We start from the raw sequence: 17,395 nt of genomic DNA on the forward strand, positions 1-17,395 counted from the left end.
TGCCTGAAAGGCCCTAGGCGCTGATGTCCTTCGTCGTGAACCGCGCCCAGGCCGCCGAGCCGAACACGGCCGCGTACAGCGCCTGTAGCCCGAGGTTGCGCACCAGGTCGTCCCAGTAGACGGGTTCGCGCATCAGGTCGGCGAAGGACAGCCAGTAGTGCGAGAAGAAGTACGGCCGCAGGGCGTGCAACTGGGGTATCTGGTCCAGGATCTGAACGGTGATGAGCAGGCCCACGGTGGTCGCCATGGCGGCGATGCCGCTGTTGGTCAGGGTGGACACGAACAGGCCGAGCGCCGCGATGCCGACCAGTGAGGCGGCGACGGCCAGCGCGATCAGCAGCGCCCGGCCGAGCCCCTCGGCGAAGGTGATGCTCGTGCCGGAGATGGTCGTGAGGTCGCCGAGCGGGAAGAGCAGCGCGCCGACGGCCAGCGCGGACACCGCCACGACCAGGGTGGCCAGCAGGCAGAAGGCCATGACCGTCGCGTACTTGACGAGCAGCAGCCGGGTGCGGCCGGCCGGGGCGACCAGCAGATAGCGCAGGGTGCCGGCGCCGGCCTCACCGGCGATCGCGTCGCCCGCGACGACGCCGACCGCCATCGGCAGGAAGAACGGCAGGGTCGCGGCGAGCGCCGTGAACACCAGGAACAGGCCGTTGTTGGTGATCTGGGCCATGAACGCCGGCCCCTCGCCGCCACCGCCCGCCCTGGACCCGCCGCGCGTCTCGATCCGCACCGCGATCCCGACCAGCACCGGCACCGCCGCCAGCACCGCGAGCAGGGCCAGCGTGCGCCAGCGGCGCAGGGTGGTGACCAGTTCGCTGCGCAGCAGCCCGAAGGTCCACAGCGGACTCGTCCGGCGTCCGGCCGGCCCCGGGAGCGCCTCAGCCCGCGACATCGAAGCCCTCCCCGGTCAGCGCCATGAACGCGTCCTCCAGCGAGGCCCGTTCGAGCGTGAAGCCCCGTACCCGCACGCCCGCCGCGACCAGGGCCGCGTTCAGCTCCGCGAGGTCCCGCTCGGGCGGCTCGCCGGTCACCCGGTCACCGTCGGCGACGACGTCGGCGACGCCCTGCTCCTTCAGCACCCGGGCCGCCTCGGCGGGGTCCGGCGTGCTCACCGCCAGCCGGCCGCGCGCCCCGGCCGCCAGGTCGGCGACCGCGCCCTGGGTGAGCAGGCGGCCCCGCGCCATCACCGCCGCGTGCGTGCACACCTGCTCGATCTCGTCGAGCAGGTGGGAGGAGAGGAACACGGTCGTGCCGTCCGACGCCAGTTCCTTCACCAGGGTGCGTATCTCGCGCATGCCCTGCGGGTCGAGCCCGTTGGTGGGCTCGTCCAGCACGAGCAGTCCGCGCGGCTGGAGCAGGGCGGCGGCCAGGCCCAGGCGCTGCTTCATGCCGAGCGAGTACGCCCTCGCCTTCTTGCCCGCCGCTGCCGTCAGGCCCACCCGGTCCAGGGCGGCCCCGACCCGGGCGCGCCGGGTGCGCGGATCGGCCGTCGGGTCGGCGGCGTCGTAGCGCAGCAGGTTGTCCCGGCCGGAGAGGAAGCCGTACAGGGCCGGGCCCTCGATCAGCGCGCCGACCCTCGGCAGGACGGTGCGGGCGGCCCGTGGCATGGGCCGGCCAAGGACGCGGGCCGTGCCCGAGGTCGGCTCGATCAGCCCCATCAGCATGCGGATGGTGGTGGTCTTGCCGGAGCCGTTCGGGCCGAGGAAGCCGAAGACGCTGCCCGCCGGGACGGTCAGGTCGAGACCGTCGACGGCGAGCTGTCCGCCGCGGTAGCGCTTGGTGAGGCCGCGCGTGGCGATCACGTGCTCCGGCGCGTCCCGTGGATCACGCTCCGCGGCGGACGGTCCGTCCATCGGCTCCCCCTCGGTGCCGCTCCTGCCCTGCCCCTGCCCGGGGAGGGATCACTTCCCCGTGTTCGCCGCCTTCACCAGCGCGTCCTTGGTCACCGCGCCGGCGTACACCTTGCCGTCGTCGGTGATCAGGGCGTTGACCAGGCGGGTGGAGAACACCGTGCCCTTGCCGAACTTGCCGGAGACCTGGTCGCCGAGCGAGCCGAGGAAGCCGCCGAGCGCGCCGCCCTGGCCGCCGCCCCGGCCGCCGGACGGCAGGCCGGCCCCGCCGCCGGTGTCGAAGCTCGCGACCGACGTCCAGCCCTTGCCGAGCACGGTGGCGCCGTTCATGCCCTTGGCGAGGTCCTCACCGCCCTTGGTGGCGTGCTCCCGGGTGTGCTCCGGCGCCTCGGCGCCCTTCTTCTCCTCAGCGCCCTTCTTCTCCTCGGTGACCTTCGCGCCCTTGGGCGGGGTGAAGTCGAAGGTGGAGGCGGCCGGCGCGGCGAAGGAGACCTGGGTGAAGCCCGCGTCGAGCACGGCGGCGCCACCGCTGCGCGGGGTGAGGGTGAACTTCAGCGGCAGGCCGGTCCGCGCGTCCACGGCGATGCTGATCGCGCCGACCGTGGTGCCGGACTGCCTGGGCTTGATCAGCAGCTTGTAGGCGTCGCGGCCGGCGACCCGCGCGGTGCCGTCGACGGTCACCGACGTGGTGTCGTCGACCGCCTTCAGGGCCTCGTCGGCGAAGCCCTTGGGCGTGGCCGGCGGCTGATCGGCCCGGTGCCGCCCTCCGGTCTCGGCGCCGGTGGAGTGGTAGACCTCGTTGCTCTTGCTGTCGTAGCCCCAGACGTCCTTGCCGTCATGGACGAGGCTGTACTCGGAGCCGCTCTCCAGCAGCGACAGCTTCTGCCGGTCCGGTCCGTCGGCGGCCACGCGCAGCGTGTGCGTGCCAGAGACCAGCTCGGTCAGCTTGGACTGCGGGTCGGCCGAGGAGCCGTCGCCCTTGCCCCGGGCCGCGCCGGACACCAGTCCGCTCTCCAGGCCGCCGAGGTCCGGCAGACCGAGGTCGGTGCTGACCTTCACCGTGCCGGAGAGCCGCTGCACGTCCGATTTGGCGATCTTGTCGATGAGCTGCTGCGCGGTGATCTTCGGCAGATCGGGGTCACCGGAGTCGGCGAGCGCCGGAACCAGCCCGATCGTGGCCGCCGCCACCCCCACCACCGCGACCGGGACCACATACCGGGCGGCCTTGCGGCGTCCGGTGGGCAGGTCCTCGTCACGCGCGGCGGCCGTTGCGTCGTCGGATTCGTACGGTGCCATCTGTGCCTTACCTCCGTCGTCGGCGGCGGCTGTCCCCACACTGGTCCACCTGAGCCGCCATTCTCACCCGAATCGGTGAGGAGTGGTGATTTCCGTGGTCTCCATATGACCAAATCGGCCGTGAGGAGGCGTCAGACCACGGCACCAACTCCGTGTACGCCTGCGGTATGACACCCGAGGGCGGTGACTCCCCCGACCCGTAGGGGTCGTGCGGGAGTCACCGCCCTCGGTCCGTGTACGGGGGGCTCAGCCGGCCCGGTGCACCACCGCGTCGCACAGTTCGAGCAGCGCCGCCTTGGAGTCGCACTCCGGCAGCGGGGCCAGCGCGGAGCGCGCCTCCTCCGCGTAGCGGACGGTGTCGCGGCGGGCCTGCTCCAGCGCGGGGTGCGCGCGGAGCGCGGTCAGCGCCTCGTCGAGCCGGGCGTCGTCGCCGAGGTCGGAGTCCAGCAGCTCGCACAGCGCGATGTCCTCGGGCAGCCGCAGGCGGGCGGCGCGCTCGCGCAGCCGGAGCACGGGCAGCGTCGGGATGCCCTCGCGCAGGTCGGTCCCCGGCGTCTTGCCGGACTCGTGCGAGTCGGAGGCGATGTCCAGGACGTCGTCCGCGAGCTGGAAGGCGACCCCGAGCCGCTCGCCGTACTGGGTCAGCACGTCGACGACCGTCTCGTCGGCGCCGGACATCATCGCGCCGAACCGGCAGGACACCGCCACCAGGGAGCCGGTCTTGCCGCCGAGCACGTCCAGGTAGTGCTCGACCGGGTCGCGTCCGTCCGAGGGGCCCGCGGTCTCCAGGATCTGCCCGGTGACCAGCCGCTCGAACGCGAGGGCCTGCACGCGGACCGCCTCGGGGCCGAGGTCGGCGAGGATCTGGGAGGCGCGGGCGAACAGGAAGTCGCCGGTGAGGACGGCGACGGAGTTGCCCCAGCGCGTGTTCGCGCTGTCCACCCCGCGCCGCACGGCCGCCTCGTCCATGACGTCGTCGTGGTACAGCGTGGCCAGGTGGGTCAGCTCCACGACCACGGCCGACGGCACGACGCCGGGCGCGTACGGGTCGCCGAACTGCGCCGCGAGCATCACGAGGAGCGGCCGGAACCGCTTCCCGCCGGCCCGTACGAGGTGCTGCGCGGCCTCCGTGATGAACGGGACCTCGCTCTTGGTGGCCTCGAACAAGCCTTCCTCGACAGCCGTCAATCCGGCCTGGACATCGGCTTCCAGAGCCTGGTCCCGCACGCTCAGCCCGAACGGCCCGACGACGGTCACGAGGGGTCTCCTGTCTGCTGGTGTCTGCTGGCGATTACGCGGTTTGTCGATAGGTCGCTGCCCTCACTCAAGTCAGCGTATCCGGTCCTGTTTCGATCACCGAGGGCGCCCACCGGTCCGGCACGGACGGCACGGGACCACGGCCGGCGCAGCGCCGACCATCCGATAATACGGACATTCAGCGCCTTAATACCCCTTTTGGAACGCAGCCAAATCAGCCACGGACTATCCGGCGGGGCGCACCGCCCCGATTCGCCGCCACGGTCAAATCCCCCATGTCTGATTTGGAATACTTTGCTATTTCGTGAGTTGGGTCACGCGCCCCGACGGGCCCGCCAGGCCCGGCCAGCGGCCGGTCCGCCCTTGCGCCGTCGGCCAGTTGAGCATTGGCAGTCGCAAAGGATCAAGCGCCCAAAATGGAACAGAACAAGGTCAACTTGGCCTTTACGTGAATCCAACACTTGTTCCGGACATGTGCTCTCGCATACGTTCCCGGCCAGTCGAGCGGAACGCCGAATCCTGCCGCCGCCCGACACCACCCATCGACGAACTCATTCGTACGGCAGGAGCGGGGGACCCAGGTAAGTTCGCCGGACCGGACGACGCGTGTCGTCACCGGAACGGCAAGGGGTGAAGCCGTGCCGCCCAGAGCGGCACGGCCGGGCACCTCCCCGCCCGAACCCGACAGCTCACCTCGCAGGCGACGGAGAGGAACTTCGCCATGCCTGCTGCCGCTCAGAACCGCCGCTTCCGCACCGGCCGCCTCGCCCGCAAGCTCGCCGTGCTCGGCACCGGCGCCGCCGTGCTCGCCCTTCCGGTCGTCGGCGCCACCAGCGCCTCCGCGGCCGACTCCACCAGCTCGTCCGGCACCACCGTCGCCGGGTACCCGAACAACCTCGACGGGTGGATCCGCGAGTCCCTCGCGATCATGGCGGAGAAGCACATCCCGGGCACCTACGACGGCATCCACCGCAACATCATCCGGGAGTCCTCGGGCAACCCGCGCGCCATCAACCTGTGGGACTCCAACGCGGCCAAGGGCATCCCGTCCAAGGGCCTGCTCCAGGTCATCGACCCGACCTTCAACAGCTACCACGTGGCCGGGACGTCCTTCGACATCTACGACCCGGTCGCGAACATCACCGCCGCCTGCAACTACGCGGCCGCTCGCTACGGCTCCATCGACAACGTCTTCGGCGCCTACTGACCGGCCCCCGCGGCGGGCTCCCCGCCGCGGTCCCGGTCAGTGGGCCGGGAAGAGTCCCTCGAGGACGACGGCGACGCCGTCGTCCTCGTTGGACGTCGTGACCTCGTCCGCGACCGCCTTGAGTTCGGGGTGGGCGTTGGCCATGGCGACCCCGCGGCCGGCCCAGTCGAACATGGGGATGTCGTTGGGCATGTCCCCGAAGGCCAGCGCCTGTCCGGCGGCGATCCCCAGAAGGTCGGCGGCCAGCGCGAGCCCCGTCGCCTTGGTGACCCCGCACGGCTGGAGCTCCACCGTGCCCGGCCCCGACATGGTGACCGTGGCCAGCGAGCCCACCGCCGCGCGCGCGGTCGCCGCCAACTCGTCGTCCGACAGCGTGTGGTGGCGCAGCAGCACCTTGCTGATGGGCTCGCGCCACAGGTCGTCGCGCCGGCCGACCCGCACGGCGGGCAGGGTCGGGTGGGGCATCAGATACCCGGGTTCGATCAGGGTGAGCCCGTCCACGCCGTCCTGGTCGACGGCCGCGAAGACCTGCCCGACCTCGGCCTCGATCTTGCCGAGCGCGGTCTCCGCCAGTTCCCGGTCGAGCCGCACCGACCACAGCAGGCGCCCGGTGCCGGCGTCGTAGACCTGCGCCCCCTGCCCGCACACCGCGAGCCCCGTGCAGCCGAGGGCGGTCAGCAGCGGCCGTACCCGGGGAGCCGGCCGGCCCGTCACCACCAGGTGCCGGGCGCCGGCCCGCGCCACCCGCTCCAGAGCGGCGAGCGACCGGTCGGAGACGGTGTCGTCGCCGCGCAGCAGCGTCCCGTCCAGGTCGGTGGCGATCAGTGCGTATGCGGGGGGTGCGGCCATGATCAGAGAATACGGATCACGGCGCCCCGCCGACTCACCTGGATCTTCACGGACTTGGGGCCGCGGCCGCGGTCCGGAGCCTCCCGACCCGCCTCGGAAGGCGCGCCCACGCCGTCCCCGGCCCCGCGCCGCTGCGCCCGCCCCGCCCCCGGGCCGCCCCCACCTCGTCCGTGTCCTCTTTCCGGACATCGGCCGGACACCCCTGTCGGCACTGCCCAAGACACCGGTCCCGGCCGTAACGTGTGGCGCGATCACATGGAACGCATCGCCATGCATGGCCCGGATGAGAGTGAGGCAGCACCCCATGCCCCCCTTCGACGTCCCCGAGGGCGACCCCTTCGGCCCGCACAACCTTCCCTACGGTGTGTTCTCGCCCTCCGGCAGCACGGAGCGCAGGGTCGGCGTCCGGCTCGGTGACCACGTCCTCGACGCGGGCGCCGCGGCCGCCGCGCTCGGCTCGCCGTACGTCTCCCTGCTCGCGCAGGCCACCCTCAACCCGCTGCTGGCGGCCGGCCGCACGGCGTGGTCGGACGTGCGGCGCGCGCTGACGGCGTGGGTGACGGTCCCCTCGCACCGGTCGGCGATCGAACCGCACTTCCACCCCCTGTCGTCGGTCACCCTCCACCTGCCGTTCGAGGTCGCGGACTACGTCGACTTCTACGCCTCCGAGAACCACGCGCGGAACGTCGGCCGGATCTTCCGCCCGGACGCCGAGGACTCCCTCACCCCCAACTGGAAGCACCTGCCGATCGGTTACCACGGCCGCTCCGGAACGGTGGTCGTCTCCGGCACGGATGTCGTACGGCCCTCGGGGCAGCGCAAGGGCCCCGGCGACCCGGCGCCGGTCTTCGGGCCATCGATCCGGCTGGACATCGAGGCCGAGGTCGGCTTCGTGGTGGGCGTGCCCTCCGCGCAGGGCACGCCCGTCGCGCTCGGCGACTTCCAGGAGCACGTCTTCGGCCTGTGCCTGCTCAACGACTGGTCGGCGCGCGACATCCAGGCCTGGGAGTACGTCCCGCTCGGCCCCTTCCTCGGCAAGTCCTTCGCCACCTCGGTGTCGGCGTGGATCACTCCGCTGGAGGCGCTGGAGCACGCGCGTGTGGCGCCCCCCGAGCGCACGCACCCCCTGCTGCCCTACCTGGACGACGCCGCCCCGGGCATCGAGCCCGGCGGCTACGACCTGCGGATCTCCGTCGCGATCAACGGTCACACGGTGGCCGAGCCGCCCTTCTCCACCATGTACTGGACCGCCGCCCAGCAGCTCGCCCAGATGACCGTGAACGGCGCTTCGCTGCGCACCGGCGACCTGTACGGCTCGGGCACCGTCAGCGGCCCGGAGGAGCGGCAGCGCGGCTCGCTGCTCGAACTGACCTGGAACGGCCGCGACCCGCTCGAACTCCCCGACGGCAAGCGGGCGTTCCTGGAGGACGGGGACGTGGTGACGCTGTCGGCCTGGGCGCCGGGGCCGGACGGCGGCCGGGTCGGGCTCGGCGAGGTCAGCGGGCGGATCGTGTCCGGCTGAGGCACCGCCCGCGGGCAGCGGAGCGACCGGGTGTCCGAAAAGGCCGGGCGAGGCCGCCTCGACGCGGACGATCCCCCGCGGACACCTGACTCACGGCCCGTGTCCCCGTCATACTGACGGGGACACGGCACCATCCGACGGGCCTTCGGCGCGTCCCCGGCACCACCCGACACCCGCATCTCTGCGACCAGGAACCGGAGCCCCGGCATGACGGTCTGCCTGCTCCTGCTGAGCGTCGTCGCCCTGACGGCCGCCGTACCGGCGCCGCGCGCGCTGACCCGGGCCGACTGGCCCGAACGGGAGCCCGTGGTCGCCCTGTGGGTGTGGCAGTGCCTGGTGGCCACGGTCCTGCTGTGCTGCCTGACCGCGCTGGTGCTGGGCGCGGCGGCCGTCTTCCGCACCGTCCGCGACCATGTGTTCGCCCCGGCGCCGCCCGCCGTCACCGCCGCCTACGACCTGACCGCCGCACCGGTCTGGGCGGTGGCCCTCACCGTGCTGCTGGCCTGCGGGGCCGCCTGGACGACGGCCATGCTCGCCCGGGAACTCGCCGAGGTCCGCAGGCGCCGCGGCCAGGCCCGGGCCCACCTGCGGGAACGCGCGCCCGATCTGCCCGCGGGGCTGCCGGCGGCACGCGGCCCGATGCTGGTGCTGGAGGACGAGTACCCGGACGCCTGGTGGATGCCCGGGCACCCGCCGCAGCTCGTCGTCACCACCGGGGCGCTGCGCCGCCTCACCGGCCGTCAGCTCGACGCGGTCCTGACCCATGAGCGCGGCCACGCCCGCGCGCACCACGACTGGCTGCTCCATCTGTCCACGGCGCTCGCCACCGGCTTCCCGCGCGTCCCGCTCTTCGCCCACTTCTGCGACCAGACGCATCGTCTGGTCGAACTGGCCGCCGACGACACCGCCTCCCGCCGCTGCGGCCACCTCACCACCGCCCTCGCGCTGATCGAGCTGAACCAGCACCGCGGCGTCCTGTCCTGCGCCTCCAGCCACCGGCTGCTCGGCGAACGCGTCGACCGGCTCCTTCAGCCCCCGCCGCGGCTGCTGCGCAGGCACCGGGCGCTGACCACCACGGTGGCCGCGCTGGTGCCGTTGCTGCCGCTGCTCATCACCTTCGCCCCGGGGCTGACGGCGCTGTCCTGACCGCTCCCGCCGCCGCTACATCCAGTCCTCGGGCTCCGGCTCCTCCACCGGACCGGCCCAGTGGTCCTCCCCGGCATCGCCGGCCGGGGCGGAGGTGCCGGCCGGGGCGGAGCCGTCCAGGGAGTTCAGCACCTCCAGCACGCCCTCCCCGTAGGTCGCCAGCTTCTTCTCGCCGACGCCGCCCACCGTGCCCAGCTCCCGCACCGAGCCGGGGCGGAGGGTGACGATCTCCCGGAGCGTGGCGTCGTGGAAGATGACGTACGCCGGGACGCCCTGCTCCCGGGCCTGTTCGGCGCGCCAGGCGCGCAGGGCCTCGAAGGCGGGGAGGAGTTCGGCGGGCAGCTCGGCCGCGGTCGTTCTGGCCTTGCGCTCGCCCCTGCCGGAGGAACCGGCGCGGGCGGCGGCCGGTTTCTTCGGCTCCTTGCGCAGCGGCACCTCCCGCTCCCGGCGCAGCACGGTCCCGCTCGCCTCGGTGAGCACGAGCGTGCCGTACTCCCCCTCGACCGCGAGCAGCTCCTGGGCGAGCAACTGCCGGATGACGCCCCGCCATTCGCCGTCGGTGAGGTCCTGGCCGATGCCGAACACCGAGAGCTGGTCGTGGTCGAACTGGATGACCTTGCCGGTGCGCTTGCCGAGCAGGATGTCCACGATCTGCACGGCGCCGAACTTCTGCCCGCGCTCGCGCTGCAGCCGCACCACCGTGGAGAGGACCTTCTGCGCGGCGACCGTGCCGTCCCAGGTCTCCGGCGGAGTGAGGCAGGTGTCGCAGTTGCCGCATCCCTCGGCGGGGGGCTCCTGGCCGAAGTAGGCGAGGAGCTGCCCGCGCCGGCAGCGGGCGGTCTCGCACAGGGCGAGCATCGCGTCGAGGTGGGCGGACGCACGGCGGCGGAACGCCTCGTCGCCCTCGCCGGACTGGATCAGTTTGCGCTGCTGTATGACGTCGTTGAGTCCGTAGGCCATCCAGGCGGTGGAGGGCAGGCCGTCACGGCCCGCACGGCCCGTCTCCTGGTAGTAGCCCTCGACGGACTTGGGCAGGTCGAGGTGGGCGACGAAGCGTACGTCCGGCTTGTCGATGCCCATGCCGAAGGCGATGGTCGCGACCACGACCAGGCCCTCCTCGCGCAGGAACCGGGACTGGTGGGCAGCGCGCGTGCCCGCGTCCAGGCCCGCGTGGTAGGGCACCGCCTCGATGCCGTTGGCGCTCAGGAACTCGGCGGTGCGCTCCACCGAGTTGCGGGAGAGGCAGTAGACGATGCCGGCGTCGCCCTGGTGCTCCTCGCGCAGGAAGGCCAGCAGCTGCTTCCTGGGGTCGGCCTTGGGCACGATCCGGTACTGGATGTTGGGCCGGTCGAAGCTCGCCACGAAGTGGCGGGCGTCCGGCATGCCGAGCCGCTGGGTGATCTCCTGGTGGGTCGCGTGCGTGGCCGTGGCGGTGAGCGCGATCCGCGGCACGTCCGGCCAGCGCTCGCCGAGCAGGGAGAGGGCCAGGTAGTCGGGGCGGAAGTCGTGGCCCCACTGGGAGACGCAGTGCGCCTCGTCGATGGCGAAGACGGAGATCTTGCCGCGGGAGAGCAGGTCGAGCGTGGCCTCCACGCGCAGCCGCTCCGGGGCCAGGTACAGCAGGTCCAGCTCGCCCGCGAGGAACTCGGCCTCGACCATGCGCCGCTCGTCGAAGTCCTGGGTGGAGTTGATGAAGCCCGCTCGCACGCCGAGCGCCCGCAGGGCGTCCACCTGGTCCTGCATCAGCGCGATCAGCGGTGAGACCACCACGCCCGTACCTGGTCTGACCAGGGACGGGATCTGGTAGCACAGCGACTTGCCGCCACCGGTCGGCATGAGCACGACGGCGTCGCCGCCGGCCACCACATGCTCGATGACCTCTTCCTGCTCGCCGCGGAAGGCCTCGTACCCGAAGACCCGGTGCAGTGTGGCCAGCGCCTCGCTCGCGGCCGCGTCCGGCCCTTCGGTCACCGCCTGCATATAGCTGATCCCGCCCGTCGTGCTCATCGTCCGGTCCCCCGTGTCCTGTCTTTTGCGTCCCCCGTGCGTCGTCGTGGCTCGACCACTGCCTCCACGATAGGGGTCCGCGCCGACAGTGCCGGAAGTTGTCCACAGATGCGCATGGTTTGTCGTATCGGCTCATCGGGTGCGGTCCGGCGGTCGGCGCTGAACCGAACGGGTGCTTATCGGCGGCCGCCCATCGACCCATCGGGTGCTTCTGGGGGGCCGCCCGCCCCGGCACGGGATAAGGCTGCTGGAGCGGGCCGGGAGGAGGCTCGCCCGCCAACGGATCACGTCGCGCTCCCCGAGGGGTCGCGATTCCACCCGCGCCCGCCCCTAGGAGCCCCGCCTTATGATCGCTCGTTTCGCAGGAGCCGCCCTCACCCTCGTCGCGGCCCTCGCCGTGCCCGCGTCCGCGCCCGCTCACGCCACCGGTCTTAACCCCGCCGTCGAGCAGCAGCTCGGGGAGGCCTACGCGGCCACGGCGCGGTACGGCTACACGCCGTTCGCGACCGCGGACGGCTACCGGGCCCGCGTCTGCCTGGCCCGCGCCCAGGGCGGCATGGGCTTCCACTACTTCAACGAGTCCCACTTCGGCTCGCTGGACCCGACGCGGCCGGGCGCGCTGCTCTACGAGGACGCCGGGCACGGCGAGCGCCGGCTCATCGGCGTGGAGTGGGTCGTCCCGGTCACAGGCAAGAACATGAAGCGGCCCCGGCTGTTCGGGCAGGACTTCCAGGGCCCGATGCCCGGCCACTACCCGGGCATGCCCACCCACTACGACCTGCACGTGTGGCTGTACAAGCAGAACCCCAACGGCCTCTTCGCGCAGTGGAACCCGCGGGTGACGTGCCCCGCCTCGGCCGCGCAGGACATGAAGGGTATGAAGGGCGCGAACGGTACGCAGGGCATGAGCAGCATGAAGGGCACGCAAGGCACGCAGGGCACACAGGGCACGCAGAGCACACAGGACTCGCAAGGCATGCAAGCCATGCAGGGCATGCAGGGCATGCAGGACGCGTCGGGTCGCTGACATGCGACGGCCCCGGTTCCTCACCTGGAGAAACCGGGGCCGCGGGACAGCGCCTCAGCGGACGAACACGCCCGCCTGACTCGCCAGGTCCAGGAAGTACTGCGGCGCCACGCCGAGCACCAGCGTGACCGCCACGCCCACCCCGATCGCCGTCATGGTCAGCGGCGAGGGCACGGCCACGGTCGGCCCCTCGGGCCTGGGCTCGCTGAAGAACATCAGCACGATCACCCGGATGTAGAAGAACGCGGCGATCGCCGAGGAGATCACACCGATCACGACCAGCGGGGCCGCACCGCCGTCCGCCGCCGCCTTGAACACGGCGAACTTCCCCGCGAAACCGGAGGTCAGCGGGATGCCCGCGAAGGCCAGCAGGAACACCGCGAACACGGCCGCCACCAGCGGGGAGCGGCGGCCGAGCCCCGCCCACTTGGACAGGTGGGTGGCCTCGCCGCCGGCGTCGCGCACCAGGGTCACCACCGCGAAGGCGCCGATGGTCACGAACGAGTACCCGGCGAGGTAGAACAGGACGGACGACACGCCGTCCTTCGAGGTCGCGATGACACCGGCGAGGATGAATCCGGCGTGCGCGATGGAGGAGTACGCCAGCAGCCGCTTGATGTCGGTCTGGGTGATCGCGACGATCGCGCCGCCCAGCATGGTGACGACGGCCACCGCCCACATGACCGGCCGCCAGTCCCAGCGCATGCCCGGCAGGACGACGTACAGCAGGCGCAGCAGCGCGCCGAACGCAGCGACCTTGGTGGCGGCGGCCATGAACCCGGTCACCGGGGTGGGCGCGCCCTGGTAGACGTCGGGCGTCCACATGTGGAACGGGACGGCGCCCACCTTGAACAGCAGACCCATCAGGATCATGGCGCCGCCGATCAGCAGCAGCGCGTCGTTGCCCATGGTGCCGGCGAGGGCCGGGTCGACGTTGGTGACCGTGCCGTCGACGACCTGCGCGATGCGCCCGTACGACACCGAGCCGGCGTAGCCGTAGAGCATGGCGATGCCGAACAGGGTGAACGCGGAGGCGAACGCGCCGAGCAGGAAGTACTTGACCGCGGCCTCCTGCGACATCAGCCGCTTGCGGCGGGCGAGCGCGCACAGCAGGTACAGCGGCAGCGAGAAGACCTCCAGGGCCACGAACAGCGTCAGCAGGTCGTTGGCCGCGGGGAACACCAGCATGCCCGCGATGGCGAAGAGCAGCAGCGGGAAGACCTCGGTGGTGGTGAACCCGGCCCGGACGGCCGCCTTCTCGCTGTCGCTGCCGGGCACGGACGCGGCCTGCGCGGCGAAGGAGTCGACCCGGTTGCCGTGCGCCTCCGGGTCCAGGCGCCGCTCGGCGAAGGTGAACAGGCCGACCAGGCCGGCCAGCAGGATCGTGCCCTGCAGGAACAGGGCCGGTCCGTCGACCGCGATCGCCCCCATGGCCGCGATGTGCGCCTTCGTGGTGCCGTATCCGTTCGCCGCGAGGGCGACGACCGCGGCGAAGGCGGCGCACAGCGCCACGACGGACACGAACACCTGCGCGTAGTAGCGGGACCTGCGCGGGACGAACGCCTCGACGAGCACCCCGACCAGTGCCGCACCGACCACGATCAGGGTCGGGGACAACTGTCCGTATTCGATCTTCGGCGCCGGGATCTTCGAGATCGGGGCGGCCGCGGTTGTCCACAGGCTGTGGACGGCTGTAGCGCTCACTTGGCCGCCTCCACCTCGGGCTTGGGGTCGGTTTTGTGTACGTCGGACATGGTCTGTTTGACCGCCGGGTTGACGATGTCCGTGACGGGCTTCGGGTAGACCCCGAGGAAGATCAGCAGCACGATCAGCGGGGTGACGACCACCAGTTCGCGCACGCGCAGGTCGGGCATGGCCGACACCTCGGGTTTCACCGGGCCCGTCATCGTCCGCTGGTACAGGACGAGGGTGTAGAGCGCGGCGAGGACGATGCCGAAGGTGGCGATGACGCCGATCACCGGATAGCGCGTGAACGTGCCGACCAGCACCAGGAACTCGCTCACGAACGGGGCGAGTCCGGGCAGCGACAGAGTGGCGAGGCCGCCGATCAGGAAGGTGCCGGCGAGCACCGGGGCGACCTTCTGCACGCCTCCGTAGTCGGCGATGAGCCGGGAGCCGCGCCGGGAGATCAGGAACCCGGCGACCAGCATCAGCGCGGCCGTGGAGATGCCGTGGTTGACCATGTAGAGCGTCGCCCCGGACTGGCCCTGGCTGGTCATCGCGAAGATGCCCATGACGATGAAGCCGAAGTGCGAGATCGACGCGTAGGCCACCAGGCGCTTGATGTCCCGCTGGCCGACGGCGAGCAGCGCGCCGTAGACGATGCTGATGAGCGCCAGTACCAGGATGACGGGCGTCGCCCACTTGCTGGCCTCCGGGAAGAGCTGGAGGCAGAAGCGGAGCATCGCGAAGGTGCCCACCTTGTCGACCACCGCCGTGATGAGCACGGCGACCGGGGCGGTGGACTCCTGCATGGCGTTGGGCAACCAGGTGTGCAGCGGCCACAGCGGCGCCTTCACCGCGAAGGCGAAGAAGAAGCCGAGGAACAGCCAGCGCTCGGTGCTGGTCGCCATGTGCAGCGAGCCGTTCGCCCGCGCCTGCGCGATCTCCTGGAGGCTGAAGTTCCCGGCGACCACGTAGAGGCCGATCACCGCGGCCAGCATGATCAGACCGCCGACGAGGTTGTAGAGCAGGAACTTCACGGCCGCGTACGACCGCTGGGTGGAGGCCGCCGCCTCACCGTGCTCGTGGGCCCGGTCCCCGAAGCCGCCGATGAGGAAGTACATCGGGATCAGCATGGCTTCGAAGAAGATGTAGAAGAGGAAGACGTCGGTGGCCTCGAAGGAGATGATCACCATCGCCTCGACGGCCAGGATCAGCGCGAAGAATCCCTGGGTGGGCCGCCAGCGGCGGCTGCCGGTCTCCAGCGGATCGGCGTCGTGCCAGCCGGCCAGGACGATGAACGGGATGAGCAGCGCGGTCAGGGCGAGCAGCGCCACCGCGATGCCGTCCACGCCCAGTTCGTAGCGCACCCCGAAGTCCGCGATCCAGGCATGGGACTCGGTGAGCTGGTAGCGGCCGCCGTCCGGGTCGAAGCGGACCAGGACGGTGATCGCCAGGGCGAGCGTGGCGAGCGAGACGATCAGCGCCAGCCATTTGGCGGCGGTGCGCTTCGCGGCCGGTACGGCGGCCGTGGCGACCGCCCCGAGGGCCGGGACCACCGCCGTCGCTGTCAGCAGGGGAAAGGACATCGGTATCAGACCGCCCTCATCAGCAGGGTCGCGGCGACCAGGAGTGCCGCGCCGCCGAACATCGAGACCGCGTAGGAGCGGGCGAAGCCGTTCTGGACCCGGCGCAGCCGTCCGGACAGACCGCCGAAGCCGGCCGCCGTGCCGTTGACGACACCGTCGACCAGGGTGTGGTCGACGTACACCAGGGAGCGCGTGAGGTGTTCGCCGCCGCGCACCAGGACGACGTGGTTGAAGTCGTCCTGCAGCAGGTCGCGCCGGGCGGCCCGGGTGAGCAGCGAGCCGCGCGGGGCGACCGCCGGGACGGGCTTGCGGCCGTACTGCGCCCAGGCGATGCCGACGCCGACGACCAGGCAGACCAGGGTCGCGCCGGTGACCGTCGCGGCACTGACGGGCGAGTGGCCCTCGCTGTGGCCGGTGACCGGCTCCAGCCAGTTGAGGAAGCGGTCGCCGAGGTGGAAGAAGAAGCCGCCGAAGACGGAGCCGACGGCCAGCACGATCATGGGGATCGTCATGATCTTCGGGGACTCGTGCGGGTGCGGCTCCGCGTGCTCGCCGTGGTGCTCGGCGACCGGCTCCGCGCTGGGCGCCTCGGGGGAACGGGTGGGCTGGTGCCTCCAGCGCTCCTCCCCGAAGAACGTCATCAGCATCACGCGCGTCATGTAGAAGGCGGTGATGGCCGCGCCGAGCAGGGCCACGCCACCGAGGATCCAGCCCTGGGTGCCGCCCTTGGCGAAGGCCGCCTCGATGATCGCGTCCTTGGAGTAGAAGCCGGACAGGAACGGGAAGCCGATGATCGCCAGGTAGCCGAGGCCGAAGGTGACGAAGGTGACCGGCATGTACTTGCGCAGGCCGCCGTACTTGCGCATGTCGACCTCGTCGTTCATGCCGTGCATGACCGAACCGGCGCCGAGGAACAGCCCGGCCTTGAAGAAGCCGTGGGTGACCAGGTGCATGATCGCGAAGACGTAGCCGATCGGGCCGAGGCCCGCCGCCAGCACCATGTAGCCGATCTGCGACATGGTCGATCCGGCCAGCGCCTTCTTGATGTCGTCCTTGGCGCAACCGACGATCGCACCGAAGAGGAGCGTGACGGCGCCGACCACGGTGACGGCCAGCTGCGCGTCGGGCGCCGCGTTGAAGATGGCGCCGGAGCGGACGATCAGGTACACGCCCGCCGTCACCATCGTCGCGGCGTGGATCAGGGCCGAGACCGGGGTCGGGCCCTCCATCGCGTCCCCGAGCCAGGACTGCAGCGGGACCTGGGCCGACTTGCCGCACGCGGCGAGCAGCAGCATCAGGCCGATCGCGGTGAGCCGGCCCTCTGAGACGTCACCGGTGTGGCTGAGGACCGGTCCGAAGGCGAAGCCGCCGAAGGTGGTGAACATCAGCATGATCGCGATCGACAGGCCGATGTCGCCGACCCGGTTGACCAGGAAGGCCTTCTTCGCGGCCGTCGCGGCGCTGGGCTTGTGCTGCCAGAAGCCGATGAGCAGGTACGAGGCGAGGCCGACGCCCTCCCAGCCGACGTACAGCAGCAGGTAGTTGTCGGCGAGGACCAGCAGCAGCATCGCCGCGAGGAACAGGTTCAGGTAGCCGAAGAAGCGGCGGCGCCGCTCGTCGTGCTCCATGTACCCGACCGAGTAGAGGTGGATGAGGGAGCCGACGCCCGTGATCAGCAGCACGAACGTCATCGACAGCTGGTCCAGGCGGAAGGTGACGTCCGCATGGAAGTCGCCGACCGAGATCCACGTCCACAGGTGCTGGGTCAGGGTGCGCTGTCCGGCGTCCTTGCCGAGCAGGCCGGCGAAGAGGACCACGCCGATGACGAACGAGGTGGCCGACAGGAGCGTGCCGATCCAGTGGCCCACGGCGTCCAGCCGCCGGCCGCCGACCAGGAGGACGGCCGCTCCGAGCAGGGGCGCCGCGATGAGCAGCGCGATCAGGTTGTCCACGATTCTT

13 protein-coding genes and 1 riboswitch are annotated in these 17,395 nt (G+C 71.5%); of the genes, 4 read left to right on the plus strand and 9 right to left on the minus strand.

Annotation, left to right across the window (positions count from 1 at the left end; translation table 11 throughout):
- Positions 1-13: 13 nt before the first annotated feature.
- From TNCT1_RS03680 to TNCT1_RS03695, 4 genes are all read right to left on the minus strand, one after another.
- Positions 14-895, minus strand: a complete 882-nt coding sequence (locus tag TNCT1_RS03680) for an ABC transporter permease (protein WP_143628016.1) — start codon at positions 893-895, stop codon at positions 14-16.
- On the minus strand, positions 882-1,856 hold the full coding sequence (locus tag TNCT1_RS03685) for an ABC transporter ATP-binding protein (RefSeq protein WP_143628018.1): 975 nt from the start codon (positions 1,854-1,856) through the stop codon (positions 882-884). Before TNCT1_RS03685 ends, TNCT1_RS03680 begins: the two co-directional genes overlap by 14 nt.
- A gap of 48 nt (positions 1,857-1,904) precedes the next feature.
- Positions 1,905-3,149 (minus strand): sigma-E factor regulatory protein RseB domain-containing protein, encoded by a 1,245-nt coding sequence (locus TNCT1_RS03690; protein WP_174266127.1) that lies wholly within the window; start codon positions 3,147-3,149, stop codon positions 1,905-1,907.
- 246 nt (positions 3,150-3,395) lie between these two features.
- Positions 3,396-4,406, minus strand: coding sequence for a polyprenyl synthetase family protein (locus TNCT1_RS03695; protein WP_143628020.1), 1,011 nt, complete (start codon positions 4,404-4,406; stop codon positions 3,396-3,398).
- A 533-nt stretch (positions 4,407-4,939) separates the two neighbouring features.
- Positions 4,940-5,124: riboswitch (cyclic di-AMP (ydaO/yuaA leader) on the plus strand.
- 3 nt (positions 5,125-5,127) lie between these two features.
- Between TNCT1_RS03695 and TNCT1_RS03700 the strand changes: the two genes are divergently transcribed.
- Positions 5,128-5,613 carry a transglycosylase SLT domain-containing protein gene (locus TNCT1_RS03700; protein ID WP_143628022.1) on the plus strand — a complete coding sequence of 162 codons (486 nt, stop codon included), beginning with the start codon at positions 5,128-5,130 and terminating at the stop codon, positions 5,611-5,613.
- 36 nt (positions 5,614-5,649) lie between these two features.
- On the opposite strand, the gene TNCT1_RS03705 is transcribed toward TNCT1_RS03700, so the two are convergent.
- The gene (locus TNCT1_RS03705) at positions 5,650-6,462 is read right to left on the minus strand and encodes an HAD family hydrolase (RefSeq protein ID WP_143628024.1); all 813 of its coding nucleotides are present in this window, start codon (positions 6,460-6,462) and stop codon (positions 5,650-5,652) included.
- Positions 6,463-6,766: 304 nt separating this feature from the next.
- Between TNCT1_RS03705 and fahA the strand changes: the two genes are divergently transcribed.
- Together fahA and TNCT1_RS03720 are read left to right on the plus strand one after the other, a co-directional pair.
- The gene (gene fahA, locus TNCT1_RS03715; protein ID WP_143628028.1) at positions 6,767-7,984 is read left to right on the plus strand and encodes a fumarylacetoacetase; all 1,218 of its coding nucleotides are present in this window, start codon (positions 6,767-6,769) and stop codon (positions 7,982-7,984) included.
- 207 nt (positions 7,985-8,191) lie between these two features.
- On the plus strand, positions 8,192-9,130 hold the full coding sequence (locus TNCT1_RS03720; RefSeq protein ID WP_143628029.1) for a M56 family metallopeptidase: 939 nt from the start codon (positions 8,192-8,194) through the stop codon (positions 9,128-9,130).
- Positions 9,131-9,145: 15 nt separating this feature from the next.
- Here the strand turns inward: TNCT1_RS03720 and recQ are convergent, their stop codons facing one another.
- On the minus strand, positions 9,146-11,137 hold the full coding sequence (recQ, locus tag TNCT1_RS03725) for a DNA helicase RecQ (protein ID WP_143628031.1): 1,992 nt from the start codon (positions 11,135-11,137) through the stop codon (positions 9,146-9,148).
- A 346-nt stretch (positions 11,138-11,483) separates the two neighbouring features.
- Between recQ and TNCT1_RS03730 the strand changes: the two genes are divergently transcribed.
- On the plus strand, positions 11,484-12,164 hold the full coding sequence (locus TNCT1_RS03730) for a hypothetical protein (protein ID WP_143628033.1): 681 nt from the start codon (positions 11,484-11,486) through the stop codon (positions 12,162-12,164).
- A 54-nt stretch (positions 12,165-12,218) separates the two neighbouring features.
- On the opposite strand, the gene nuoN is transcribed toward TNCT1_RS03730, so the two are convergent.
- The 3 genes from nuoN to nuoL are packed head-to-tail and all read right to left on the minus strand — an operon-like array spanning position 12,219 to position 17,388.
- Complete coding sequence (gene nuoN, locus TNCT1_RS03735) at positions 12,219-13,868, minus strand: NADH-quinone oxidoreductase subunit NuoN (RefSeq protein WP_143628035.1); 1,650 nt, start codon at positions 13,866-13,868, stop codon at positions 12,219-12,221.
- Complete coding sequence (locus TNCT1_RS03740) at positions 13,865-15,436, minus strand: NADH-quinone oxidoreductase subunit M (RefSeq protein WP_143628037.1); 1,572 nt, start codon at positions 15,434-15,436, stop codon at positions 13,865-13,867. Before TNCT1_RS03740 ends, nuoN begins: the two co-directional genes overlap by 4 nt.
- 5 nt (positions 15,437-15,441) lie before the next feature.
- A complete protein-coding gene (gene nuoL, locus TNCT1_RS03745; protein ID WP_143628040.1) occupies positions 15,442-17,388 on the minus strand; it encodes an NADH-quinone oxidoreductase subunit L in 1,947 nt (648 codons plus the stop codon).
- Positions 17,389-17,395 lie beyond the last annotated feature (7 nt).

This window comes from Streptomyces sp. 1-11 (assembly GCF_007176755.1).
Taxonomy (GTDB): Bacteria; Actinomycetota; Actinomycetes; order Streptomycetales; family Streptomycetaceae; genus Streptomyces.